The sequence below is a fragment of the Brachybacterium sp. UNK5269 genome, from assembly GCF_049266655.1.
Classification (GTDB): Bacteria; Actinomycetota; Actinomycetes; order Actinomycetales; family Dermabacteraceae; genus Brachybacterium.
The window spans coordinates 1,372,634-1,396,522 of record NZ_CP184883.1; the positions used below are offsets into that span (position 1 = coordinate 1,372,634).

The following is a 23,889-nucleotide window of genomic DNA, read 5'->3' on the forward strand; positions in this document are numbered from 1 at the left end:
AGCCCTGAGCGCAGCGCCGCGGCCGACGCGGGGCCGCCTCAGCGCACGTGGGAGAGCAGCTCCTGGCGGTTGGCGGTGAGCCGGTGCAGGAGGTTCCGCTCGATCCCCACCACCTTCGGGTTCGCGCCGTCGGCGAGCAGCCGCTGCCGGATCGAGGCGAGGTCCGCGCTCTCCCGGATGAAGCGCTTCATCACCGGCTTCGCCCCCAGCTGCTGCGCCCAGCGCTTGCCCTCCCGTCGTCCCTTCCAGGTGGCGAGCATGTCGACCTCCTCATGGGTCAGCCAGCCCTGGTTGGCGTAGTCGCCCAGGCGCACCCGGGTCAGGCGCGACTCGTCCCAGATCAGCAGCCCGATGGTGATCAGCCAGAGCAGGGAGACCAGCGCCTTGCCGCCGTACATGAGCAGCAGCAGGACGATCCCGCCGCCCATCCCGGCCAGCAGGTTCCACAGGGAATGGATCACCATGCCCGGGACCAGCGCCGGCAGGAACACCAGGAAGCCCATGACGGTGCCCCATTTGCGCGCCACGAAGCCGACGATGATGCCGGTCAGCGAGGTGTAGATGGCGTGGCCGAAGATGTTGAGCACGCCGCGCAGGATGAACAGGAACAGCACCCCGCCGGCGCCCATGTCCTCGAGGCCGCGGGTGTAGTAGATGATGTTCTCGGTGAAGGCGAAGCCGCCGCCGATCAGGGCGCCGTAGATGAGTCCGTCCAGCGGGCCGTTGAAGTAGCGCCGGGCCAGCACCATCAGCAGCAGCAGGCCCAGTCCCTTGGTGGTCTCCTCCACCAGCGGCGCGCTGATGACGGCGCCGGCCCAGCTCGCCGCCTCGGGACTGCCGGTGAGGAGATAGACCAGGGTGCTGTTGAGCGTGTTGAGCACGTAGCTGAGACCGGCCGAGATCGCGGCGCCCCAGAAGACCGCGATCAGCAGCAGCGGGATCGGCTGCGGGTCCCAGCGGTCGGCCAGCAGCATGATCCCGGCGATCACCAGCAGGGAGATCGAGGCGAGGAAGGCGGTGACCGGCCACCACACCGGGCTCGAGCTCGCCGTGAGCACGAACTCGAGGAAGAAGTAGCCCAGCACCAGCAGCACCCCGACGCCGAGCGCGACCAGCGCGATCCACACGCCGATGCTCACCGCCGGGGGCTTGGCGGCCTCCTGCGAGACCTCCTGCACCCGCCGCGTCTGGGTGGACCAGGCCGACGGCGGCTGCTGCTGGTCGGGGCGCTGGATCTGCGCGGGCGCGTAGCGGGCCGCGGTGAGCCCCGAGGCCGGGCGCACCGAGGTGTCGAAGGCGCGCGGGGTGCCGTAGTCGATGTAGCGCGGCTGCGAGGACGGGGAGTGCGGCGCGCCGGGCCGCGGCCGGCCGTTGGGCATGTGCTGACCGCCGGACGGCGGGTGCGGGGGCTGGGACATGAGGGCCTCGGTTTCGACGGCAGGAGAAGGGCGGGCGGGGCCGGGCACGACGACGGCGTCGGATCCGCCCCCTCGGCGGGTGCGGCGTCACCGCGATGCTACCGCGAGGGGGTCCCCTCGCCGGGGGTTCCGGCGCCCCGGGGGAGCGCTGCGGGCGAGCGGTGCGGGGAACGCAGTCTTCCTTGAGTGGAATAGACTCAATTTGGTGGACGTTGACCCGGACGAGCACCGCGACACCGACCACCGCGCCACCGACAGAGAGGAGCATCGTGGAGTTCCAGTTCACCACCCGATCGCAGGAGGCCGTCACGGCCGCCGCGGAGAAGGCCGTCGAGCTCGGCAATCCCGAGATCAGCTCGATGCACCTGCTCTGGGCGCTGGCCGGCCAGGCGGACGGCATCGCCCGCGCCGTCCTGATCGCGACCGGGGCGGATGCGGCCGACGTGCTGCGCCGCGCCGAGCAGGCGATCGACTCCCTGCCGCGGGTGCGCGGCACCGCGTCCTCGCCGACCTTCGTCGGCACCGGCTTCGACGCCCTCGAGGCGGCCCGCCGGGAGGCCGACTCCCAGCGGCGCACCTACCTGTCCACCGAGCATCTGCTGATCGGCATCGCACTCGGCAAGGACGCCGCCGCCCGCCTGCTCACCGCCGTCGGGGCGACCCCCTCCGCACTCCGCGATGCCGTTGCCACCGTGACCCCAGGAGATGACCGCATGAACCAGATGGACACCCAGAACCCCGAGGGCACCTTCCAGAGCCTCGAGAAGTTCGGCGTGGACCTCACCGAGATGGCCCGCGAGGGCCGGCTGGACCCGGTGATCGGTCGCGACGCCGAGATCCGCCGCGTGGTCCAGGTGCTCTCGCGCCGCACCAAGAACAACCCGGTGCTGATCGGCGAGCCCGGCGTCGGCAAGACCGCCGTCGTCGAGGGGCTCGCCCAGCGCATCGTGGCGGGCGACGTCCCCGACTCGCTGCGCGGCAAGAAGCTGATCTCGCTGGACCTGTCCTCGATGGTCGCGGGCTCGAAGTACCGCGGCGAGTTCGAGGAGCGCATGAAGGCGGTGCTCGACGAGATCCGCACCAGCGAGGGCCAGATCATCACCTTCATCGACGAGCTCCACACGGTCGTCGGCGCCGGCGGCTCGGGCGACGGGTCGATGGACGCCGGCAACATGCTCAAGCCCATGCTGGCCCGCGGTGAGCTGCGGATGGTGGGGGCGACCACGCTCGACGAGTACCGGGAGAACATCGAGAAGGACCCCGCCCTCGAGCGCCGCTTCCAGCAGGTGTTCGTCGGCGAGCCCAGCGTCGAGGACACGGTCACGATCCTGCGCGGCCTCAAGGACAAGTACGAGGCGCACCACAAGGTCACGATCACCGACTCCGCGCTGGTGGCGGCCGCGACCCTGTCGGCGCGGTACATCTCGGGCCGGCAGCTGCCGGACAAGGCGATCGACCTGGTCGACGAGGCCGCCTCCCGGCAGCGGATGGAGCTGGACTCCTCGCCGGAGGAGCTGGACATCCTGCGCCGACAGGTGGACCGGCTGAAGATGGAGGAGCTCGCGCTCGCCGGCAGCGACGACCCGGGCAGCCTCGCGCAGCTCGAGTCCGTGCGCTCCCAGCTCGCCGACCGCACCGAGCAGCGCAATGAGCTGGCGGCCCGCTGGGAGCGGGAGAAGGCCGGACTGAACCTGGTGGGTGATCTGAAGGCCCAGCTCGAGCAGCTGCGGATGCAGGCCGACCGGGCCCAGCGCGAGGGCGACCTGACCGCCGCCTCGAAGATCCTCTACGGCGACATCCCGGCCCTGAAGGAGCAGCTGCGCGAGGCCGAGGAGCACGAGGCCGGCGGCGGCACCGAGGGGGAGCGGCCGATGGTCGCCGACCACGTCGGCGCCGATGACATCGCCGAGGTGGTCTCCGCCTGGACGGGCATCCCGGCCGGTCGCCTACTGCAGGGCGAGAGCGAGAAGCTGCTGGACATGGAGGAGCTGATCGGCCGCCGGCTGATCGGGCAGCGCCGCGCCGTCACCGAGGTCGCCGACGCGGTGCGCCGGGCCCGGGCCGGGATCTCCGACCCGAACCGGCCCACCGGCTCCTTCCTGTTCCTGGGGCCGACCGGCGTGGGCAAGACGGAGCTGGCCAAGGCGCTGGCCGAGTTCCTCTTCGACGACGAGCGGGCGATGATCCGCATCGACATGTCGGAGTACGGCGAGAAGCACACCGTCTCGCGGCTGGTCGGCGCGCCTCCGGGCTACGTCGGCTACGACGAGGGCGGTCAGCTCACCGAGGCCGTGCGGCGCCGGCCGTACTCGGTGGTGCTGCTGGACGAGATCGAGAAGGCCCATCCGGACGTGTTCGACGTGCTGCTGCAGGTCCTCGACGACGGCCGGCTCACCGACGGGCAGGGCCGGACCGTGGACTTCCGCTCCACCATCCTGATCCTCACCTCGAACCTGGGCGCGCATGCGGTGCAGGACCCCACCCTCACCGAGCCGGAGAAGCACGAACGGGTGATGCAGGTGGTGCGGGCCTCCTTCAAGCCGGAGTTCCTCAACCGCCTGGACGACGTGGTGATCTTCGAGGCGCTCACCCGTGAGCAGCTCTCGCGGATCGTGACGCTGCAGATCGCGGAGGTCGCCGCGCGGCTCGCGGACCGCCGCATCGCGCTCGAGGTCGACGACGCCGCCACCCGCTGGCTGGCCGACGAGGGCTTCGACCCGATGTACGGGGCGCGTCCTCTCAAGCGCCTGGTGCAGAAGGAGATCGGCGACGGCCTGGCCCGGCTGATCCTGAAGGGCGAGGTCCACGACGGGCAGGGGGTCAGGGTGACCCTGCCCGAGGGCGCCGACGGTCTCGAGCTGAGCACCGTCGGGGAGCCCGAGCCGGCGCTCCGGTGAGCCTCAGGCCCCCGGGTCCCAGGGCAGGGTGACCGCTCGGCGGCGGGCGTCGTACCAGCTCTCGCCGCCGAGCCAGGTCTCGCGCACGCCCTCGACGTGCTCGCCGAGCTCGGCGCTGCGATGCTCGGCCTCTCGCAGCCCCTGCGCCGCGGCGGGGCTGACGCCCTCCACGGCGTCGGCCGCATGGCCCAGGGCCTCGGCGCCCACCGCGGGGACCTCCCACAGCGGCGAGGCGGTCACCACGCCCAGCACCCCCTCGTGGTGGCGGAAGGCGCCGCGCTCGCCGGCCCGGATGGCGGCGGCCACGTCCCCGCGCCCGATCGCGTCGGCGACCTCGGCGCCGGTCTGGTGCACGTTCGCCGCCAGGTGCTCGAGCTGCCCGGTCACCTGCCCCGCGGTCGACTCCTCGCCCACCAGCAGCGAGCTGGTGGCGTGCGGGATCCGCGCCAGCGAGACGAGGGGCACGAAGGCCCCCAGCCCGTGATCGGTCAGGGCCGTCTCGGCGAGGTCCAGACCCGCTCCCACGGCCGCATGGATGTCCATCGCCGACTGGGCGAGGGCGGTGTAGGAGGTCGAGGCGAAGGCGCGGCGGCGCAGCCGCTCGGCGCCCTCCAGCCGGTCCGCGGTGAGGGCGAAGTCCTCGCCCGCCGGGAGCGGCTGGCGGGCCCCGGCGCCGGACGGGCGCTGGAGCGGCCCGCCGATCCAGGGCCCCGCGCCGCCCGGCAGGGCCGGGGGGATCGGGAAGCCCTGCCCGCCCGGGCGGGCCCGGAGGGGGCCGCCGATCCACCGACCGACCTCCTCGAGCCCCGGCAGCTCGGCGGCCATCAGCCGCAGCGGGTCCGCGGACGGCTCGGCCTGGGAGGCGTGCTCCTGCTGCGCCGCCTCGTCACGCAGCATGGCGGCGCGATCCCGCAGCGTCCGGCACAGCGCGGAGGCCGCGGCCGTGACGGCCGCGGTGCGCCCGCGATGCGCCTGCGCGTCGGGCCCGTGCCAGTCCACGGCGTCGGCGGCGGCGCGGAGCCGATCGATCAGGGCCAGCAGCAGCGCGGCCCGCGCGTCCGCCGTCGCGGCCAGTGCCTGCACGGCCTCGGTGTCGCATCCCCAGGAGGTGGTCATGCGCCGACCGTAGGCAGGCGGGCGGGGCGACGTCCCGGCCCCGCCCCGCAGTGTGGACAGGGCGGGGCGGGGGAGGAACCGTGCGCCTGCGCGCCGTCAGACGACGATGTTGACGATCTTCGGGGCGCGGATGATCAGCTTGCGGATGCTCTGGCCGGCCAGCAGCTCCTGCACCCGCTCCTCGGCCATCACCGCGGCCTCGAGGTCGGCCTCGGTGATCTCCGGGTCGACCTCGATCCGATGGCGCACCTTGCCCTTGACCTGGATCACGCAGGTGACCAGGTCGGCCTTCAGCAGCTCCGGATCCGCCACCGGGTAGGCGGCGCGGGAGATGCCGCCGCGGTGACCGAGCCGGGACCACAGCTCCTCGGCCAGGTGCGGGGCCAGCGGCGAGACCATCAGCACCAGCGGCTCCACCGCCTCCCGCGGGGCGGAGCCGTGCGCGGTCAGCAGCTTGGTGAGGTGGTTGACCAGCTCGATGAGCTTCGCCACCGCGGTGTTGAAGTGCATCTGGGCCATGTCGCGGCTGACGCCGTCGATGGTGCGGTGCACGACCTGCAGCGTGGCCCGGTCCGCCGGCTGGTCGGAGACGGTCAGCTGCCCGCTCTCCTCGTCGACCACCAGTCGCCACAGGCGCTGCAGGAAGCGCTGCGAGCCGACCACCGCCCGGGTCTCCCAGGGACGCGAGAGGTCCAGCGGCCCCATCGACATCTCGTAGACCCGCAGCGTGTCCGCCCCGTACTCCTCGTACATGTCATCGGGGGCCACCGCGTTCTTCAGCGACTTGCCCATCTTCCCGTACTCCTGGGTGACGGCCTCGCCCTGGTAGGTGAAGGTGCCGTCGGCGCCGGCGACGACCTCCTCGGCGGGGACGTAGACGCCGCGGGCGTCGGTGTAGGCGTAGGCCTGGATGTAGCCCTGGTTGAACAGGCGGTGGAAGGGCTCCTGGCTGGAGACGTCACCGCGGTCGAAGAGCACCTTGTGCCAGAAGCGGGCGTACAGCAGGTGCAGCACCGCATGCTCCACGCCGCCGACGTACAGGTCCACCCCGCCCACCCCGTCGTCCTCGCGCGGTCCCAGCCAGTACTGCTCGTTCTCGCTCCGCACCAGCACCTCGTCCTCGGTGGGGTCGATGTAGCGCAGGTGGTACCAGGAGGAGCCGGCCCACTGCGGCATGGTGTTGGTCTCGCGCCGGTACGTCCGCACGCCCTCGCCGAGATCCAGCTCGACCTCGACCCAGTCCTCCGCCCGCGACAGCGGCGTCTGCGGCTCGGTGTCCGCATCCATCGGGTCGAAGGTGCGCGGGGAGAAGTCCGCGACCTCGGGCAGCTCGACCGGCAGCATCGCCTCGGGCAGCGGGATCGGCACCTCGGGGTGCTCGGGATCGTAGACGACCGGGAAGGGCTCGCCCCAGTACCGCTGGCGGGAGAACAGCCAGTCGCGCAGGCGGTAGGTGGTGCGGGCGCGGCCGAAGCCCTTCTCGGCGACGTAGGCGGTGGCCCGCTCCTTCGCCTCGGCGCTGCTCAGGCCGTTGAGGTCCAGCTCGGCATTGGCGGAGTTGATCTTCTCGCCCTCGCCGGTCCAGGCCCCGCCGGCGAAGTCCGCCGGCGGCCGCACCGTGCGGATCACGGGCAGCTCGAAGGCGGAGGCGAAGTCGAAGTCGCGCGGGTCCTCGGCGGGCACGGCCATGATCGCGCCGGTGCCGTAGCCGGTCAGCACGTAGTCGGCGGTGAACACCGGCAGCTCGCGCCCGTCCATCGGGTTGGTGGCCAGCAGGCCCGTGAACACGCCGGTCTTCACGCGGTCCTCGGCGGTGCGCTCGTCCTCGCCGAGGGAGGCCGCCCGCGCCTGGTAGGCCGCGACCGCCTCGCGGGGCGTGGCCGCGCCGCCGGTCCAGGCGTCCCGGGTGCCCGCGGGCCAGGCGGCGGGCAGGGCGGAGGGGTCCGACAGCAGCGCATGCTCCGGAGAGAGCACGCAGAAGGTGGCGCCGAAGAGGGTGTCGGCGCGGGTGGTGAACACGTCGAAGCTCGCGCCCGGCCGGCCCGCGAGTCCCGCGGCCGGGAAGGTGATCTGGGCGCCGTGGCTGCGGCCGATCCAGTTGCGCTGCATCGAGCGGATCGACTCGGGCCAGTCCACCCGCTCCAGGTCCTCGAGCAGGCGGTCGCCGTAGGCGGTGATGCGCATGTTCCACTGCCGCAGGCGGCGCGTGAACACCGGGAAGTTGCCGCGCTCGGAGCGACCGTCGGCGGTGACCTCCTCATTGGCCAGCACGGTGCCCAGCCCCGGGCACCAGTTCACGGGGGTCTCGGAGATGTAGGTCAGGCGGAAGGCGTCGGCCAGGGCCGCGATCTCGGCCTCGCTCGCCCCCGGCACCTCGACGGCGGAGCGTCCCTGCCACGCCTCGGGCAGCTCGATGCCCTGCCGGTCGGCCAGGGCGAAGGGGTCGATGCTGCCGTCGCGCAGCTCCGCGCGCAGCTCCGCGATCGGTCGCGCCCGGCCGGTGACCCCGTCGGCGTTCGGCGCCTCCGGGTCGTACCAGGAGTCGAAGATGCGCAGGAAGATCCACTGGGTCCACTTCGTGAACTCGGGGTCGGTGGTGGCCAGGGTGCGGCGCGGGTCATGGGACAGGCCCAGGCGGTGCAGCTGGCGGCGCATGTTGGCGATGTTCGCCTCGGTGGTGATCCGCGGATGGGTGCCGGTCTGCACGGCGTACTGCTCGGCCGGCAGACCGAAGGCGTCGTAGCCCATCGTGTACAGCACGTTCTTGCCCAGCATCCGCTGGTGGCGGGCGACCACGTCGGTCGCGATGTACCCCAGCGGGTGCCCCACGTGCAGCCCCGCCCCGGAGGGGTAGGGGAACATGTCCATGATGTACATCTTCTCGGGGGCCGCTGCGGTGGCCGCCTGCTCGAGCGAGTCGACGGAGCCGCGCAGCGCGCCGACGGGGTTGTCGGCGAAGAAGGTGCCGTCCTCGTCCCAGCGCTGCTGCCAGCGGCGCTCGATCTCGTCCGCCACCGCGGCGGTGTAACGGTGCGGGGCCTCGGCCATGGGTGAATCGTCCTTCGGTGTCGGAGCGGCAGCTGCCGCCGGGCGTCGCATGACAAGAAAAAACCCTCGCGCAGGCGAGGGGAGCCGCATCGGTGCCGCCTGGGCGCACCGGCACGCTCTCAGGAGCGTGGGAGGGGCGCGGGCCGCGGCCGACGCGGCTGCAGGAGCAGGAGCCGTCGGGTCACCCGCTCATGCTACCGCGCCCCGGGGCTCGGGTTCAGACGCCCAGCAGGCCGGAGATCAGCAGCAGCACCACCACGGTGCCGATCGTGGTGATCAGCACCGTGTCCCGGGCGAGGTTCTCGGCGGCCCGGTAGCGGGCGGCGGCCACGTAGACGTTCTGGGCTGTGGGCAGGGCGGCCATCACCACCACCTCGTACAGGGAGTGGCCGGACAGGCCCAGCAGCAGCCCGATGCCGAACGCCAGGGCCGGCATGGCCAGCAGCTTCGAGAACGAGGCGGCCGCGATCAGTCCCCGGTAGCCGTCGGCCTTCGCGAGCGGCTTGGAGCCGTGCAGCGAGAGTCCGTAGGCCAGCAGCATCGCCGGGATCGCCATGTCCGCCAGCGAGCGGATCGGCTCGAGCGCCACGTCGGGGACCTGCACCCCGGTCAGCGCCAGCACCATCCCCACCGCCGCGGCCACGATGGTGGGGTTGGCGCCGATGCTGCGGGCGATCCCCAGCGGTCCCAGGGACTCCTTCTGCGTGATCTGGTGCAGCACGAACAGGAACAGCGGGTTGTAGACGGCCTGCTGGAACAGGATCACCGGCAGCGCGTGGGAGATGTCGCCCAGCACGTAGGCGGCGATCGGGAAGCCCATGTTGGCGCCGTTGACGACCGAGCCGGAGATCGCGGTGACCACCAGGTCCGGTCCCCGGCGCCGGGTGAACAGGGCGACGCCCAGCAGCAGCAGGGCGCCGGTGGCGAGCCCCGAGATCGCGGCCACCGCCATGGGGACCGAGAAGATCTCGCGGACGTCGGAGCTGAGCAGCCCCACCAGGACCAGGGCGGGGGAGGCCACGAAGAAGGTGGTGCGGTTCAGCACGTAGCGGCCGTGGGGGCCGAGCACTCCCGTGCGGCCGACCACCCAGCCCACGGCGATCAGCGCCCAGACGATGAAGAAGCCGGTCAGGACCCCGCTCATGGCAGCGGGCGGGGCAGGAGCTCGATCACCCGAGCGATCCTAGACCAGCGGCGGGAAAGGGTGTTCCCGCGTCCGCTCCGCGGAGGCCGGCGACCGCGGGGAGGCGGTGGTCAGCGCGCACCGGCGGAGGCGCGGCCGTCGATCTGGTCGGCGCTGCCCGGGACCGGCCGGGCGCCGTCGTCGCCGGTCGCCACGATGCGGTTGCGCGCATCGACGTGCACCACCCGGGGGCGGTGCGAGGAGACCTCCGTCTCGTCCAGCTGACCGTAGGCGATGATGATCACCAGGTCGCCGGGGGTGACCAGATGCGCCGCCGCCCCGTTGATGCCGATCACGCCGCTGCCGCGCTCACCCTCGATGACGTAGGTGACCAGGCGCTGACCATTGGTGATGTCCACGATCGTGACCTGCTCGTTCTCCACCAGCCCCGCGGCCTCGGTGAGGACGGGGTCGATGGTCACCGAACCGACGTAGTGCAGGTCTGCCTGCGTGACGGTGGCCCGGTGGATCTTCGAGGTCATGAGAGTGCGCAACATCGCCCCCATTCTCCCATGGACGCGGCATGCTGGATGATGGGAGCGTCCGATCATCAGGAGGATCACCATGCCCAAGGCCCGTCGCCGCCTCGCCCACAGCTCGGAACGGTTCGAGGACATGGCCCTGCCGGACGAGTCGCTGCGCGTGCTCGCCGAGCAGGGTCTCGAGCGCGCCTTCGAGATCCAGTCGGTGATCCTGCCCGATGCCCTGGCCGGGCGCGACGTCCTCGCCCGCGCCGAGACCGGCTCCGGCAAGACCCTCGCCTTCACGCTCGCGATGACCGCCCGCTTCCGCGGCCGCAAGGTCCACCGCAAGCGCCCGCTGGGGGTGGTGCTGGTGCCCACCCGCGAACTCGCGGCGCAGGTCGTCGACACCATCCATCCCTTCGCCCGCGCGGTGGGGATCAAGGCCCAGCTGGTCGCCGGCGGCATGAACATCGAGAAGCAGGCCGACGCGGTCGCCCGCGGCGTCGAGATCGTGGTCGCGACCCCGGGACGGCTGGTCGACCTGGTCGAGCGCGGGGCCCTGCAGCTGGACCTGGTCGAGACCACGGTCATCGACGAGGCCGACCACATGGCCGACCTCGGCTTCCTGCCCGTGGTGCGCGACATCCTGGCGGCGATCCCGATGGGGACCCAGAAGATGCTGTTCTCCGCCACCCTGGACGGACAGGTCGAGGAGCTGGTCGACGCGTTCCTGGTCGACCCGGTCAGCCACGAGACCACCCCGGTCTCCGCGGCGGTGACCACCATGGACCACCATGTGCTGGCCATCGAGCCCTCCGCCAAGCGGGAGGTCACCGCCTACCTGGGGGCCCGCGAGGGCCGCACCCTGATGTTCACCCGCACCCAGCTCGGGGCCGAGCGGGTCGCGCAGGAGCTGGTCGAGGTCGGCGTGCCCGCCGCGGCGCTGCACGGCAGCAAGCAGCAGGGCCTGCGCACCAACGTGCTGGCCGGCTTCCGCGAGGGCGCCTACCCGGTGCTGGTGGCGACCGATGTCGCGGCCCGCGGGCTCCACATCGACGACGTCACCATGGTGGTCCACGTCGACCCCTCCGACGACGTCAAGGAGTACGTGCACCGCTCCGGGCGCACCGCCCGCGCGGGCGCCGTCGGCAGCGTGGTCACCCTCGCCCTGCCCCATCAGACCTCCCGCACCCGCCGCGTCCTCGAGCAGGCGGCGGTCGAGCCCCGCTGGGCCGAGGAGGTCGCCTCGGGCGAGCACCCGGCGCTCGCCGAGCTCGGCGGCCGCGCCCCCGCCGGGGAGCCGGCCGAGGACCCCGCGCAGGTGAAGTACAAGGGCGCGCCCCGCAAGCTCGACATCCAGCGCACGCGCGGGGCCGACTCCCGCCGCGCCGAGGAGCGCCGCGCCAACGAGGAGCGGCGCGCCTCCTGGGAGGAGCCCGAGGCGGGCGACGCGGGCCGCGGCGGTGCCCGGACCGGGCGGGGCGACGGCCCCCGCCGCGGACGCGCAGCCGGCGCGGCAGGCGCCGGGCGCAGCCGCGGTGCGGGCAGGAGCGGCGGCGCCGGCAAGGACGGCGGCGCCGGCAAGGACAGCAGCGCCGGCCGGAGCGGCGGCCGCGGTCGCTCCGCGGCACCGGCACGGGCGCCGCGCCGTCGCGGCGGACGCTGAGGGCCCGGCCGGGCAGCGCACCGACCGGCATCCCTGCGGCACCTGGCAGCCCTAGAGCCCTGAGCAGATGAGCACCCCAGGAGGCGCGACATGAGCATCAGCACGTTCGACCTGTTCAAGATCGGGATCGGGCCCTCGAGCTCGCACACCGTCGGGCCGATGCGGGCCGCGGCCCGGTTCGCCCGCGAGGTGCTCGCCGATCCGCAGGTCGAGCCCCGCCTCATGGACGTCGCCGTCCACCTCTACGGCTCGCTGGCCGCGACCGGCGAGGGCCACGGCACCCTGGACGCGGTGGTGATGGGGCTCGAGGGCGCCGATCCCGAGACCGTCGACCCGGTTGCCGGACGGGCGCGGGTGGCGAGGATCGAGGCCGAGGGCGGGCTGCTGCTGGACGGCACCCTCCCGGTGTCCCTGCGGCCCTCCTCGATCGTCCTGCACCCGCTGACCTTCCTGCCCCAGCACTCCAACGGGATGACCTTCCTGGCCCTCGACGCCGCGGGGGAGGTGCTGGCGCGGCGGCCGATGTTCTCCGTCGGCGGCGGCTTCGTCGTCGACGAGGCCGACATGGACCGCTCGATCGCGGAGGTCGCCGCCGAGGAGGAGGGCCGCACCATCTTCACCACCGGCGATGAGCTGCTGCGGGTGTGCGAGGACCGCGGCATCTCCGTCTCCGAGGCGATGCTGATGCGGGAGCGGCAGTGGCGCAGCGACGAGGAGATCCGCTCCGGTCTGCTGAGGATCTGGCGCGCCATGGACGACTGCATCGAGCGGGGGGTCCGCACCGGCGGCACCCTGCCCGGCGGGCTCGACGTCAAGCGCCGCGCGGCCTCCTGGTACGACTCGCTGAGCGCCGAGGACCCGGTCCGGCTGCCGATGAACTCCTTCGAATGGGTCTCCCTGGCCGCGCTCGCGGTCAACGAGGAGAACGCCGCCGGCGGGCGCGTGGTCACCGCCCCCACCAACGGCGCCGCCGGCATCATCCCGGCCGTGCTGTTCTTCGCCACCACCTACATCGAGGGCGTGGACCCCGACGAGATCGCGGTGCGCTTCCTGCTCACCGCGGGCGCGATCGGCTCCCTGTACAAGGAGCACGCCTCGATCTCGGGCGCCGAGGTGGGCTGCCAGGGCGAGGTCGGCTCGGCCTGCTCGATGGCCGCCGCCGCCCTCTGCGAGGCGATGGGCGGCAAGCCCGCCCAGGTGGAGAACGCCGCGGAGATCGCCATGGAGCACAACCTGGGCCTGACCTGTGACCCCATCGGCGGTCTGGTGCAGATCCCCTGCATCGAGCGCAATGCGATGGCGGCGGTGAAGGCGATCACCGCCGCCCGCTTCGCGCTGCGCGGCATCGGGGAGCACTTCGTCTCCCTGGACACGGTGATCGAGACCATGCGCCAGACCGGCAGGGACATGAACGCGCGCTACAAGGAGACCGCCATGGGCGGGCTCGCGGTCACCGCGGTCCCGGTCAGCGTCCCCGACTGCTGAGGCGCCGGCCGCCGCGGCGGGGCGCCGCGGCGGGGCGCCGCTCACCAGGCGCCGCGGCGGTAGGCGCCCGGGTACAGCTCCGGAGCGCGCACCGCGAGCTCATGGGCGGCGCGCTGCGGCCAGGCGGGCTCGCGCAGGGCGGCGCGGCCGAGGGCGACGAAGTCCGCGTCCCCGCGGTCCAGGACCGCCTGCGCGCCCTCCGGCTCCGTGATCAGGCCGACGGCGGCCACCGGCATCGAGACCGCCTCGCGCAGGGCGCGGGCGAAGCCGACCTGGTACTCCGGACCCACCGCGATGTCGGCGATCACCGCGCCGCCGGTGGAGACGTGCAGCGCGTCCACCCCCACCCGCTCCAGCTCGCGGGCCAGGGTCGCGGACTGCTCGACGTCCCAGCCGCCGTCGATCCAGTCGGTCGCGCTGAGCCGCACGATCAGCGGGCGCTCGGCGGGCCACTGCTCGCGCACCGCGGCGGCGATCTCGAGGGCGAGCCGGCGCCGCCCGGGCCCGTCGCCGCCGTACTCGTCGGTGCGGGTGTTCACCAGCGGCGAGAGGAACTCGTGGACCAGGTAGCCGTGGGCGAAGTGGAGCTCGAGGGCGTCGAAGCCGGCCTGCTCGGCGCGACGGGCGCCCGCCACGAAGTCCTCGACCACGCGGGCGATGTCGTCCCGGGACAGCGCGTCGGGGGCGTCGAGCCCGGGGAAGGGATCGGTGGTGGGGCCCACGGCGCGCCACCCCGCGGCGAACTCGGGGACCGTGCCGCGACGGCCGCGGAAGGCCGGCAGGGCCGGCCAGGTGGAGGCCTTGCGGCCCGCATGCGCGAGCTGCACGGCGACCTTCGCGCCCTGCTCCTGGCAGAACCGGGTGATCCGTGCCCAGGCCGCGACCTGCTCGTCGTTCCAGATCCCGGTGTCCTGCGGGCTGATGCGGCCCTCGGGGGAGATCGCGGTCGCCTCGGTGATGATCAGGCCGAAGCCGCCGGCGGCGCGGGCGCCGAGGTGGACCAGGTGCCAGTCGGTGGGGACGCCGTCACCGGCCTCGACCATGTACTGGCACATCGGGGCCAGCCAGATGCGGTTGCGCAGCTCGAGCTCGCGCAGGCGGGTCGGGGACAGCAGGGTCGGCGCACCGGCGCCCGGATCGGAGAGCATGGTCCCCCACGGTAGTCGCCGCGCGGGCCGCGATCGCGCCGCTCACGGGGCGTGCCCGATGAGCGTGACGCGCATCTCCTGGGATACGGTGACCGCGTCCGTTCCGCCCCTCCGACGGGGCCCATGAACCAGGAGCACTGATGTCCGACGACGCCGTCACCGGGATCGAGAACCTCTCCGAGGAGACCCGCACCTTCTCCCCGCCCACCGAGTTCGTCCAGAACGCGGTCGCCCGCCCCTCGCTGTACGCGGAGGCCGAGCGCGACCGGCTCGCGTTCTGGCGCTCCCGGGCGAGCCTGCTGAGCTGGGAGACCCCGTTCACCCAGACCCTCGACTGGTCGAACCCGCCCTTCGCCCGCTGGTTCGCGGACGGCACCCTGAACGTCGCCTACAACTGCGTGGACCGCCACGTGGAGTCGGGCCACGGCGACCAGGTGGCGCTGCTGGCCGAGTACGAGGACGGCTCCGACGCCGCCTTCACCTACGCGGACGTCAAGGACGAGATCTCCCGCATGGCCAACGTGCTCTCCGAGCTGGGGGTGCGCACCGGCGACCGGGTCGCGATCTACCTGCCGATGATCCCCGAGGCGGTGTTCGCGATGCTCGCCTGCGCCCGCCTCGGCGCCCCGCACTCGGTGGTCTTCGGCGGCTTCAGCGCTGAGGCCCTGCGCTCGCGCATCGAGGACGCCGAGGCCCGGGTGGTCATCACCGCCGACGGCCAGAACCGGCGCGGCAAGCAGCTGCCGCTCAAGCCCGCCGTCGACGAGGCGCTGGCCGGCGGCGCGAGCAGCGTGGAGAAGGTCCTGGTGGTGCGCCGCACCGGCGGCGAGGTCGAGTGGACGCAGGGTCGGGACGTGTGGTGGCACGAGGCGCGCGAGAGCGCCTCGAGCGAGCACACCCCGGTCGCGGTGGAGGCCGAGCACCCGCTGTTCATCCTCTACACCTCCGGCACCACCGGCAGGCCCAAGGGCATCGTCCACACCACCGGCGGCTACCTCACCCAGGCCGCCTACACCCACCGCAACGTCTTCGACCTCAAGCCCTCCACGGACGTCTACTGGTGCACGGCCGACGTCGGCTGGGTCACCGGGCACACCTACGTGGTCTACGGCCCGATGGCCAACCGCACCACCCAGGTCATCTACGAGGGCACCCCGGACACTCCCCACCAGGGCCGCTGGTGGGAGATCATCGAGAAGTACAAGGTCTCCCTGTTCTACTCCTCGCCCACCGCGATCCGCACCGCCATGAAGTGGGGGAGGAGATTCCCGGGAAGCACGACCTGTCCTCGCTGCGCCTGCTGGGCAGCGTCGGCGAGGCCATCAACCCGGAGGCCTGGATGTGGTACCGCCGCGTCATCGGCGGCGACCGCTGCCCGATCGTGGACACCTGGTGGCAGACCGAGACCGGCGCCATCATGATCTCCCCGCTGCCGGGGGTGACCGCCACCAAGCCGGGCTCGGCGCAGGTCGCGCTGCCCGGCATCAGCGCCGACGTCATCAACGACGCCGGTGAGAGCGTCGGCAACGGCCAGGGCGGCTACCTGGTGCTCGATGAGCCGTGGCCGGCGATGCTGCGCGGCATCTGGGGCGACCCCGAGCGCTTCCAGGAGACCTACTGGTCCCGCTTCCCGGGGCTCTACTTCGCCGGCGACGGCGCCAAGCGCGATGCGGACGGCGACATCTGGCTGCTGGGCCGGGTGGACGACGTCATGAACGTCTCCGGCCACCGCCTGTCCACCATGGAGATCGAATCCGCCCTGGTCAGCCACGAATGGGTGGCGGAGGCCGCGGTGGTGGGGGCGAACGACGAGACCACCGGGCAGGCGCCGGTGGCCTTCGTGATCCTGCGCTCGGGCAGCGCGGAGGCGATCGCGGCCGGCGGCGGCGAGGAGCAGGTCCCCGAGCTGCTGCGCGCCCATGTCGGCAAGGAGATCGGCCCGATCGCGAAGCCGAAGAAGGTGCTGCTGGTCTCCGAGCTGCCCAAGACCCGCTCCGGGAAGATCATGCGGCGCCTGCTGCGGGACGTCGCGGAGAACCGTCAGGTGGGCGACACTCAGACCCTGGCCGACGCCTCGGTGATGGACCTCATCCAGCAGGGGCTCACCGGCAAGCGCTGAGCACCGGGGCCGCCGACGGGGCGGGCGCCCCGGTCCGTGACCGGTGCGCCCGCCCCGTCGGCCCGCTGCGGGCTCGCGCGGTGCTCAGCGGTGCAGGTGCACGTCCCCGACCTCGGAGGTCGCGGTGATCGAGCCGATGTCCTGCGCGGTGCCGCGCAGGCTCGGATCCACCTCCGTCGTCCCCAGCTCGGAGCTCGCGTCGATGTCCCAGGTGCCGCTGCCCGGGGCGGTGATGTCGATCTCGCCGACCTCGGAGGTGACGCTCACGGCGCCCCCGGCGTCGGCGGGCAGCTGCAGGGCGACGTCCCCCACCCCGGCGGTGACGTCGATGGTCGCGGCCGCCGGGGCGCCGAGCTCGATGTCGAGCTCGCCGACCTCCGAGTGCGCCACCAGGCCGCCCGGGGCGGAGAGGGAGCTCAGGCGGATGTCGCCCACGTCGGAGCGGACGGCGAGCGCGGCGAAGTCGCCCTCGGCCCGGATCCCGCCGACCTCGGTGGTCAGGTCCAGGCTCAGCGTGTGCCCGGTCGGGACCAGCAGCAGCAGGTCGAGCGATCCCGGTCCCCAGGGCAGGGTGGAGAAGCGGTGCGGCTGGCGCACGTCCAGCACCGGGTCGGCGGAGCCGCCCTGCTGGGAGAGGCGGGCGCGCACCTCGGTGCCCGGCGCGGGCAGCTCGTCCGCGCCGTCCTCGACCAGGGCCAGGGTGACCTGGTCGACCTCGTCCGAGGAGCGCACCTGCACGTCGGCCACGTCCGCGGTCACCGTCAGCGAGGCGGGGGTGCCGAGCGCGGTGGTGGCCGGGGCGGGGGAGAAGCCGCGGGCGGAGGCCCAGGCGCTGGTGGACGCGAGGGCGAGCGCCAGCAGGATCAGGGCGACCACGGCGGAGGCGAGGAGGACCAGGGCGATCCGCCAGGGGCGATCGTCCTCGGGGCGGGGGAGAGCCGCCGCCCGGGCTCGTGGAGCGGGGAGCGGTCCGCCGCGGTGAGGGGGGCGGGGTGGGTGGTGCTCATCATCGTTCCTCGGATTCCAGGTAGCGCAGGACGGCCATGACACGACGGTTCTCGCCGTCGACGGGTGGGAGGTCGAGCTTGGTCAGCAGCGAGGAGATGTGCTTCTCGACGCTGCCGGCGGAGACGAACAGGGCATCGGCGATGGCCTGGTTCGAGCGGCCCTGGGCCATCAGGGAGAGCACCTCCCGCTCGCGCGGGGTGAGCTGCTCGAGGGTGCGCCGACGGCGGGAGCGGACGAAGATCTGCTGGATGACCTCCGGGTCCAGCCAGGTGCCGCCCGCGCCGACGTCGGAGACCACGGACAGGAAGTCCTCGATGTCCGCGACCCGGTCCTTGAGCACGTAGCCCAGGCCGTGCGGGGAGTCGGCGATCAGGTCGGAGGCGTACCGCTCCTCGACGTACTGGGAGAGCACCAGCAGCGCCACCTGCGGGTCCTGCTGGCGGATCAGCATCGCCGCCCGCACCCCCTCGTCGGTGAAGGTCGGCGGCATCCGCACGTCGATCACGGCGAGGTCGGGCTGGTGGTGGGAGACGGCGCTCAGCAGGGCGGTGGCGTCGCCGACGGCGGCGACCACCTCGTGGCCGGCGTCGGTCAGCAGCCGCTCCACCCCCGCCCGCAGCAGCACGGCGTCATCGGCGATCACGATCCTCATCGCAGGACCTCCTGGGTGGCGGGGGTGGGGCGCACGGCCGCGGCGGCCGTGCCCGGCGGGATCACGGCCAGCAGGACGGTGCCGCCGCCCTCGGGGCTGACCACCTCGAGGCGGCCCCCGGTGGCGCGGACCCGGTCGGACAGGCCCGCCAGGCCGGTGGAGACGCCGTCGCGGCGCACCGCGGCGCCGCCGCGACCGTCGTCCTCGATGCGCACCCGCAGCGTGCCCTCGTGCTGGGTGACCAGGACCGCGGCGCGGCTCGCCCCCGAATGCCTGGCGATGTTGGTCAGCGCCTCGGCGACCACGAAGTAGGCCACCGCCTCGCGTTCGCGGTCCAGCCGCGCAAGCTCGGCGTCGGCGAGCTCGACCTGCAGCTCGACGGGGATGCGGGAGCGGGCGGCGAGCGCCGAGAGGGCGGCGTCCAGGCCGCGGTCGGTGAGCACCGCCGGGTGGATGCCGCGGGCGAGCTGGCGCAGGTCCGTCATCACCGCCTTCGCCTCGGAATGGGCCTCGCCCACCAGCTGCTCGGCCCTATCCGGATCGGAGCGGATCGCGGTCCGGGCCACGCCGAGGGTCATCGCCAGGGTGACCAGACGGGGCTGGACGCCGTCGTGGAGGTCCCGCTCGATCCGCAGCCGCTCCTGGGCGGCGGCGTCGACCGCGCCCTGGCGGCGCTCGGCGAGCTCGGCGACCTGCTCGCGCAGGTCGTCCTCCGAACCCGAGATCAGGCCCCGCGCCAGTCCCAGGTCGGCCAGCGCCCCGAGGGCCAGCATCGCCACCGACAGCACCAGGCCCAGCGTGCCGATCAGGGCCAGCGCCCAGCGCGAGAGCTCCACCCCGCCCACCTCGAACGGACCGTAGGCCAGGGCCAGCTCCCAGCCCGCCCAGCCGATCCGCAGCAGCACCAGGAAGGCCAGGAAGAAGAGCCCGGCCACCAGCATCGCGAGGTGGTGGTGCAGCACCCCGCGCCAGAAGGCGCCGCTGCCCAGCTCGAACCAGCGGTTCTGGATCCACTGCGCCGCCCCCTCGCGCCGGGAGCGCCGCCGCGCGGGCAGGATCACCGAGATGCCGTGGACGGCCACCGCCCGGCGGCGCTCGGCGCGCACCGCGAGCTGCATCGCCAGGATCCAGGGGATCAGCAGCAGCAGGCCGCTGCCGAGGGCCGGCAGCGCGCTGAGCCCGGTGAGGAGGACGGCGAGGCTGATCCAGAACCAGGAGCAGAAGAGCAGTCCGCCGACGATCACGGAGGCCAGCGCCGCCGGGTTCACCCGGGAGCGGCGCCGCGGCGCCGGGGGAGAGGGGGTCACGTTCATGACCCCGACAGTATTCGGCGCCGCGCCGCTCTCCCACGGTGCCCACCCACCGCTCCGGCGGGGGAAAACCCCCGCCCCGGCTGACGGGTGGTTCACATCTGCTGCGGCCGGGCCTGCTCGGGACCCGCGATGCGGTTCAATGGGTCCATGAGCAGTGACGCGACGTCCTCCGACGAGTCCATCGATCCCCTCACCGACGCCGCGGGCGCCGACGACGGCGCGACCGGCCAGGTGGTCGAGAACCTCGACCGCACCGCCGCCGAGCTCGCCGGCGACGGCCAGACGCGGGGCACCCTGCGCGACGTCGCGAACTCGCTGGGCATCTCCAGCGCGGTCGCGCTGCGGGCGCTGCGGGAGTCCGAGGAGATCAAGCCGCAGATGATCCGGCGGGTGCGGGAGGCCGCCGAGCGGCTCGACTTCCCGCTCGAGGAGCTCAGCGGCGAGGACGACCACCGCGGCGTGGTCGCCGTGCTCGTCAACACCATGCGCAACACCTGGATCTCGGACCTGGTGCGCGCCATCCGCATCGAGCTCACCGCCACCGGTCGCACCGCGATCGTGGTCCCCACCCGTCGGCGCATCCCCGAGTACCCGGTCGCGGCGGACACCGACGCGATCAACAACCTGGTCCACCTCGGGGTGGACGGCTTCCTGATGATCTCCGACCTGGCCGACATGGAGAACGTGCTCGAGGCCACCGGCAACCGCCCCGTCGTGGGCATCGGCTGCTCGCAGCAGTTCATCGGCCGCTTCGACACCGTCCGCATCGACGACGAGGTCGGTCAGGGCCTGCTGGTCGACCACCTGGTGAGCCTCGGCCACCGCGAGATCGCGCACGTCGGCGGTGTCGGCGCGGCCGTCGCGCGGGAGCGCGCGGACGCCTTCCGCAAGGCCATGCAGCGCCACGGCCTCACGGACAGCACCCGCGTCGAGCCGGGCGACTTCACCGAGCAGGTCGGGCAGACCGCCGGATCGATGCTGCTGCGCGGCAGCCGCGTCCCCACCGCGGTCACCTGCGCCAACGACGTCACCGCGGTCGGCGTCCTCTCTGCCGCCCGCGAGGCCGGTTTCGCGGTGCCCGAGCAGCTCGCGGTCGCGGGCTACGGCAACACCTCCCTCGCCTCCTCCGGCATCGCCCAGCTCACCAGCGTCGACCCCAACTCCGACCGGCTCGGCGCGCTCGCCGCGCAGCTCCTGGTGGAGCGGGTCTCCGGGCACGAGGCCCCGCCGCGGGACGTGGCCGTCGCCCCGTCCCTGGTGGTGCGGCGCACCACCTCGGCCGGGCCCCGCGCCGAGACCGTCAAGCGCAAGCGGATCTCGGTCGACTGACCGGGGCCCCGCGACCTGCGAAAGCTCTCACCCCTGCGATAGGCTCCGACCATGATCAACACCACGAACGACCCGAGCACGCCGCCCACCCAGCGGTCCATCGGCGAGCTCGTCCAGTCCATCCGCGACGAGCTCCTCGGTGTGGTCCACCATGAGATCGACATCGCGAAGAAGGAGCTCACCGACCTCGGGATCAAGGCGGGCATCGTCGCGGCCATGGCGGCCGTGCTGCTGTTCCTGCTGCTCTCGGCCTGGGTGATGCTGCTGTTCGCGGCCGCCACCGGGCTGCAGGCGCTGGGGCTGCCCTACTGGGCCGCCTTCCTGATCATCGCCGCCGTGTTCATCGTGCTCGGCGCCCTCGCCGGGCTGGCCGCCTTCCTGGTGGCCAAGAAGCTGCGGGCGCCGGCGACCACGATCGAGACCGCCCAGGGGGCCGTCGACGCGGTCCAGGGCAAGCGCCGCCAGAACGCCGTCTCCTACGACGACACCTTCGAGGAGCTCTACGGCAAGCAGGTCAGCGCCCGCACGGACTGAGCGGGCCGCTCAGGGGCAGTATCCTTCAGGGCGTGACCCTTATGCTGCACGACACCGCCACCCGCACCACCGCACCCTTCGCACCGGTGCGCGAGGGGGCGGTGTCGCTGTATGTCTGCGGTCCCACCACGCAGGGGGCGCCGCACCTCGGCCATCTGCGCACCTTCGCGGCCTTCGACGTGCTGGTGCGCTGGCTCGAGCGCAGCGGCTACGAGGTCACCCACGTCCGCAACGTCACCGACATCGACGACAAGATCCTGGTGAGGTCCGCCGAGGCGGGGGCGCAGTGGTGGGCCTGGTCCCTACGCTTCGAGCGGGAGTTCCAGGACGTGCTGGACCGCCTCGGCAACCGCCGCCCCACCTACGAGCCCCGCGCCACCGGCCACGTGCCCGAGATGATCGAGCTGATGGAGCTGCTGGTCGAGCGCGGCCATGCCTATGCCGACGGCGCCGGCTCGGTCTACTTCGACGTCGCCTCCCACCCGGGCTACGGCTCGCTGACCCGCCAGTCGCCCGAGGACCTGCAGGACGCCGGCGAGGAGATGGAGCCCGGCAAGCGCGATGCGCGCGACTTCGCCCTGTGGAAGGCGGCCAAGCCCACCGAACCGGCCACCGCCTCCTGGAGCACCCCCTTCGGCCGCGGTCGCCCGGGCTGGCACCTGGAATGCTCCGCGATGGCCCGCAAGTACCTGGGGGAGACCTTCGACATCCACGCCGGGGGCCTGGACCTGCGCTTCCCGCACCACGAGAACGAGCAGGCGCAGTCCCATGCCGCCGGCTACGGCTTCGCGCGCCGCTGGATGCACTCCGGCGTGCTCACCGTCGACGGCCTGAAGATGGGCAAGAGCCTGGACAACTTCGTCACGGCCGCCCGGGCGCTCGGCCACCATCCCACCCCGGCGGTGCGGCTGGCGCTGATCAGCGGGCACTACCGCGCCACCGTCGAGTACAACGACACCGCGATGCGCGAGGCGGAGGTGGTCTGGGAGCGCTTCACCGCCACCGCCCGCCGCGCCGCCGAGCGGCTCGACGGGCACCCGCTCGCCTCCGCCGCGGCCGATCTGGCCGCCGTGGAGCTGCCGGCGGACTTCCGCGCCGCGATGGACGACGACCTCGCCGTCCCGGAGGCGCTGGCCGTCATCCACCGCGAGCAGTCCGCCCTGAACTCCCAGCTCGCCGCCGGCGCCGCGCCGGCCGAGCTGGCCGACGGCCTCGGCCGGCTGCGGGCCATGCTCGACGTGCTGGGGCTGGATCCCCTGGGCCCGCACTGGGGGCAGGACGCCGCCGCCTCCGACGCCGCACACGCCGCGCTGGACGCGCTGGTCGGCGCCCAGCTGGCGGCCCGGGCCGCGGCCCGCGCCGCGAAGGACTGGGCCCGCGCCGACGCCCTCCGCGACGCGCTGGGCGCGGCCGGGATCCGCATCGAGGACGGCCCGGAGGGCGCCCGCTGGAGTCTCGCGGCGAGCCCGGCGGACCACGAGGACCACTGAACCACCACGCAGTACTGAGGAGTCCACCTGATGGCAGGGAACAGTTCGCGCCGCGGCGCGGTGCGCAAGAGCAAGAAGGGCGCGACCGTCGGCTCCGGCGGCGTGCGCCGTCGCGCGCTCGAGGGACGGGGACCGACCCCGAAGGCCGAGGACCGTCCGGCGCACAAGGCCTACGCCGGCAGCTCGAAGTCGGCCACCGGAGCCGCCGCCCGCCGCACCGGCGGCGGCAAGGGGGCCCGCAAGGCCCCCGGCAGCGACCAGGTCGCCGGGCGCAATGCGGTGCTGGAGGCGCTGCAGGAGGACGTCCCGGCCACCCAGCTGACCGTGATGGTCCGGATCGACAGCGACGAGCGGGTGCGCGAGATCATGCGCCTGGCCGGCGCGCGGGGCCTGCCGGTCGCGGAGGCGTCGCGCACCGACCTGGACCGGATGACCGACCACGCCGTCCACCAGGGCGTGGCGCTGTCGATGCCGCCCTACCAGTACGCGGAGGTCGAGGAGCTGCTGGAGATCGCCGCGGACCGCTTCGAGCCGCCGCTGCTGGTGGCCCTGGACGGCATCACCGATCCCCGCAACCTGGGCGCGATCCTGCGCTCGGCCGACGCCTTCGGCGCCCACGGGGTGATCCTGCCGGAGCGCCGCAGCGTCTCGATGACCGCGAGCGTGTGGAAGGTCGCCGCCGGCGCCGCCGGCCGGGTCCGCGTCGCGCAGGTCACCAACCTCAACCGCTCCCTGACCTCCCTCAAGGAGAAGGGCGTGTTCGTGCTGGGGCTCGACGCCGAGGGCGATGTGACCACCCGCGGGCTCGAGCTGGGCACCCAGCCGGCCGTGCTGGTGGTCGGGGCCGAGGGCAAGGGGCTCTCCCGCCTGGCCCGCGAGATCAGCGACCAGGTGGTGTCGATCCCGATGGGGGGCCGGACCGAGTCGCTGAACGCCTCGGTCGCCGCCGCGATCGCGCTCTACGAGATCTCCGGGGTGCGGGAGCGCCAGGGCCGGGCCTGAGCCGAGCGGTGCCCGGT

Annotated in this window: 16 protein-coding genes and 1 pseudogene; 8 read left to right on the plus strand and 9 right to left on the minus strand. The window is 73.3% G+C overall.

Features of this window, described 5'->3' with window-relative positions:
• Positions 1-38 precede the first annotated feature (38 nt).
• Positions 39-1,418, minus strand: a complete 1,380-nt coding sequence (locus ACOJUI_RS06330) for a PrsW family intramembrane metalloprotease (protein ID WP_422117225.1) — start codon at positions 1,416-1,418, stop codon at positions 39-41.
• 269 nt (positions 1,419-1,687) lie between these two features.
• Here ACOJUI_RS06330 and clpB point away from each other — a divergent pair, with 269 nt between their 5' ends.
• Entirely contained in the window at positions 1,688-4,315 is a 2,628-nt protein-coding gene (gene clpB, locus ACOJUI_RS06335) for an ATP-dependent chaperone ClpB (RefSeq protein ID WP_422117226.1), read from the plus strand.
• A gap of 3 nt (positions 4,316-4,318) precedes the next feature.
• Here the strand turns inward: clpB and ACOJUI_RS06340 are convergent, their stop codons facing one another.
• From ACOJUI_RS06340 to panD, 4 genes are all read right to left on the minus strand, one after another.
• Entirely contained in the window at positions 4,319-5,431 is a 1,113-nt protein-coding gene (locus tag ACOJUI_RS06340) for a hypothetical protein (RefSeq protein WP_422117227.1), read from the minus strand.
• 96 nt (positions 5,432-5,527) lie between these two features.
• Entirely contained in the window at positions 5,528-8,479 is a 2,952-nt protein-coding gene (leuS, locus tag ACOJUI_RS06345; RefSeq protein WP_422117228.1) for a leucine--tRNA ligase, read from the minus strand.
• Positions 8,480-8,696: 217 nt separating this feature from the next.
• The gene (locus tag ACOJUI_RS06350; RefSeq protein ID WP_422117229.1) at positions 8,697-9,623 is read right to left on the minus strand and encodes an AEC family transporter; all 927 of its coding nucleotides are present in this window, start codon (positions 9,621-9,623) and stop codon (positions 8,697-8,699) included.
• A gap of 110 nt (positions 9,624-9,733) precedes the next feature.
• On the minus strand, positions 9,734-10,159 hold the full coding sequence (gene panD / locus ACOJUI_RS06355; RefSeq protein ID WP_422117230.1) for an aspartate 1-decarboxylase: 426 nt from the start codon (positions 10,157-10,159) through the stop codon (positions 9,734-9,736).
• A 67-nt stretch (positions 10,160-10,226) separates the two neighbouring features.
• On the opposite strand from panD, the gene ACOJUI_RS06360 reads away from it, so the two are divergent.
• Together ACOJUI_RS06360 and ACOJUI_RS06365 are read left to right on the plus strand one after the other, a co-directional pair.
• Entirely contained in the window at positions 10,227-11,792 is a 1,566-nt protein-coding gene (locus ACOJUI_RS06360; protein ID WP_422117231.1) for a DEAD/DEAH box helicase, read from the plus strand.
• Between the two features lie 90 nt (positions 11,793-11,882).
• Positions 11,883-13,277 (plus strand): L-serine ammonia-lyase, encoded by a 1,395-nt coding sequence (locus ACOJUI_RS06365; protein WP_422117232.1) that lies wholly within the window; start codon positions 11,883-11,885, stop codon positions 13,275-13,277.
• Between the two features lie 41 nt (positions 13,278-13,318).
• On the opposite strand, the gene ACOJUI_RS06370 is transcribed toward ACOJUI_RS06365, so the two are convergent.
• Positions 13,319-14,425 (minus strand): NADH:flavin oxidoreductase/NADH oxidase, encoded by a 1,107-nt coding sequence (locus tag ACOJUI_RS06370; protein WP_422117233.1) that lies wholly within the window; start codon positions 14,423-14,425, stop codon positions 13,319-13,321.
• 140 nt (positions 14,426-14,565) lie between these two features.
• Between ACOJUI_RS06370 and acs the strand changes: the two are divergent.
• Positions 14,566-16,544: pseudogene (gene acs / locus ACOJUI_RS06375) on the plus strand (acetate--CoA ligase).
• Between the two features lie 84 nt (positions 16,545-16,628).
• Here acs and ACOJUI_RS06380 read toward each other — a convergent pair.
• From ACOJUI_RS06380 to ACOJUI_RS06390, 3 genes are all read right to left on the minus strand, one after another.
• Complete coding sequence (locus ACOJUI_RS06380) at positions 16,629-17,420, minus strand: DUF4097 family beta strand repeat-containing protein (RefSeq protein WP_422117234.1); 792 nt, start codon at positions 17,418-17,420, stop codon at positions 16,629-16,631.
• A gap of 130 nt (positions 17,421-17,550) precedes the next feature.
• A complete protein-coding gene (locus tag ACOJUI_RS06385; RefSeq protein ID WP_422117235.1) occupies positions 17,551-18,204 on the minus strand; it encodes a LuxR C-terminal-related transcriptional regulator in 654 nt (217 codons plus the stop codon).
• Entirely contained in the window at positions 18,201-19,517 is a 1,317-nt protein-coding gene (locus ACOJUI_RS06390) for a sensor histidine kinase (RefSeq protein ID WP_422117236.1), read from the minus strand. The genes ACOJUI_RS06385 and ACOJUI_RS06390 overlap by 4 nt, the downstream gene beginning before the upstream one ends.
• A gap of 147 nt (positions 19,518-19,664) precedes the next feature.
• Between ACOJUI_RS06390 and ACOJUI_RS06395 the strand changes: the two genes are divergently transcribed.
• The 4 genes from ACOJUI_RS06395 to rlmB are packed head-to-tail and all read left to right on the plus strand — an operon-like array spanning position 19,665 to position 23,872.
• Positions 19,665-20,846: a LacI family DNA-binding transcriptional regulator gene (locus ACOJUI_RS06395; protein ID WP_422117237.1), complete on the plus strand. Its 1,182-nt coding sequence runs from the start codon at positions 19,665-19,667 to the stop codon at positions 20,844-20,846.
• 51 nt (positions 20,847-20,897) lie between these two features.
• A complete protein-coding gene (locus tag ACOJUI_RS06400; RefSeq protein ID WP_422117238.1) occupies positions 20,898-21,380 on the plus strand; it encodes a phage holin family protein in 483 nt (160 codons plus the stop codon).
• Between the two features lie 32 nt (positions 21,381-21,412).
• Positions 21,413-22,870 carry a cysteine--tRNA ligase gene (gene cysS / locus ACOJUI_RS06405; protein WP_422117239.1) on the plus strand — a complete coding sequence of 486 codons (1,458 nt, stop codon included), beginning with the start codon at positions 21,413-21,415 and terminating at the stop codon, positions 22,868-22,870.
• A 30-nt stretch (positions 22,871-22,900) separates the two neighbouring features.
• A complete protein-coding gene (gene rlmB, locus ACOJUI_RS06410) occupies positions 22,901-23,872 on the plus strand; it encodes a 23S rRNA (guanosine(2251)-2'-O)-methyltransferase RlmB (protein WP_422117240.1) in 972 nt (323 codons plus the stop codon).
• The last annotated feature ends 17 nt before the right edge of the window (positions 23,873-23,889 follow it).

Bases quoted from the DNA above. Each gene is read 5' to 3' on its own strand.
- ACOJUI_RS06395 (WP_422117237.1), top strand. From the start codon at position 19,665: ATGAGCAGTGACGCGACGTCCTCCGACGAGTCCATCGATCCCCTCACC.
- ACOJUI_RS06360 (WP_422117231.1), top strand. From the start codon at position 10,227: ATGCCCAAGGCCCGTCGCCGCCTCGCCCACAGCTCGGAACGGTTCGAG.
- leuS (WP_422117228.1), bottom strand. From the start codon at position 8,479: ATGGCCGAGGCCCCGCACCGTTACACCGCCGCGGTGGCGGACGAGATC.
- panD (WP_422117230.1), bottom strand. From the start codon at position 10,159: ATGTTGCGCACTCTCATGACCTCGAAGATCCACCGGGCCACCGTCACG.
- ACOJUI_RS06365 (WP_422117232.1), top strand. From the start codon at position 11,883: ATGAGCATCAGCACGTTCGACCTGTTCAAGATCGGGATCGGGCCCTCG.
- ACOJUI_RS06330 (WP_422117225.1), bottom strand. From the start codon at position 1,418: ATGTCCCAGCCCCCGCACCCGCCGTCCGGCGGTCAGCACATGCCCAAC.
- ACOJUI_RS06400 (WP_422117238.1), top strand. From the start codon at position 20,898: ATGATCAACACCACGAACGACCCGAGCACGCCGCCCACCCAGCGGTCC.
- ACOJUI_RS06385 (WP_422117235.1), bottom strand. From the start codon at position 18,204: ATGAGGATCGTGATCGCCGATGACGCCGTGCTGCTGCGGGCGGGGGTG.
- ACOJUI_RS06390 (WP_422117236.1), bottom strand. From the start codon at position 19,517: ATGAACGTGACCCCCTCTCCCCCGGCGCCGCGGCGCCGCTCCCGGGTG.
- rlmB (WP_422117240.1), top strand. From the start codon at position 22,901: ATGGCAGGGAACAGTTCGCGCCGCGGCGCGGTGCGCAAGAGCAAGAAG.
- ACOJUI_RS06340 (WP_422117227.1), bottom strand. From the start codon at position 5,431: ATGACCACCTCCTGGGGATGCGACACCGAGGCCGTGCAGGCACTGGCC.
- ACOJUI_RS06350 (WP_422117229.1), bottom strand. From the start codon at position 9,623: ATGAGCGGGGTCCTGACCGGCTTCTTCATCGTCTGGGCGCTGATCGCC.
- ACOJUI_RS06370 (WP_422117233.1), bottom strand. From the start codon at position 14,425: ATGCTCTCCGATCCGGGCGCCGGTGCGCCGACCCTGCTGTCCCCGACC.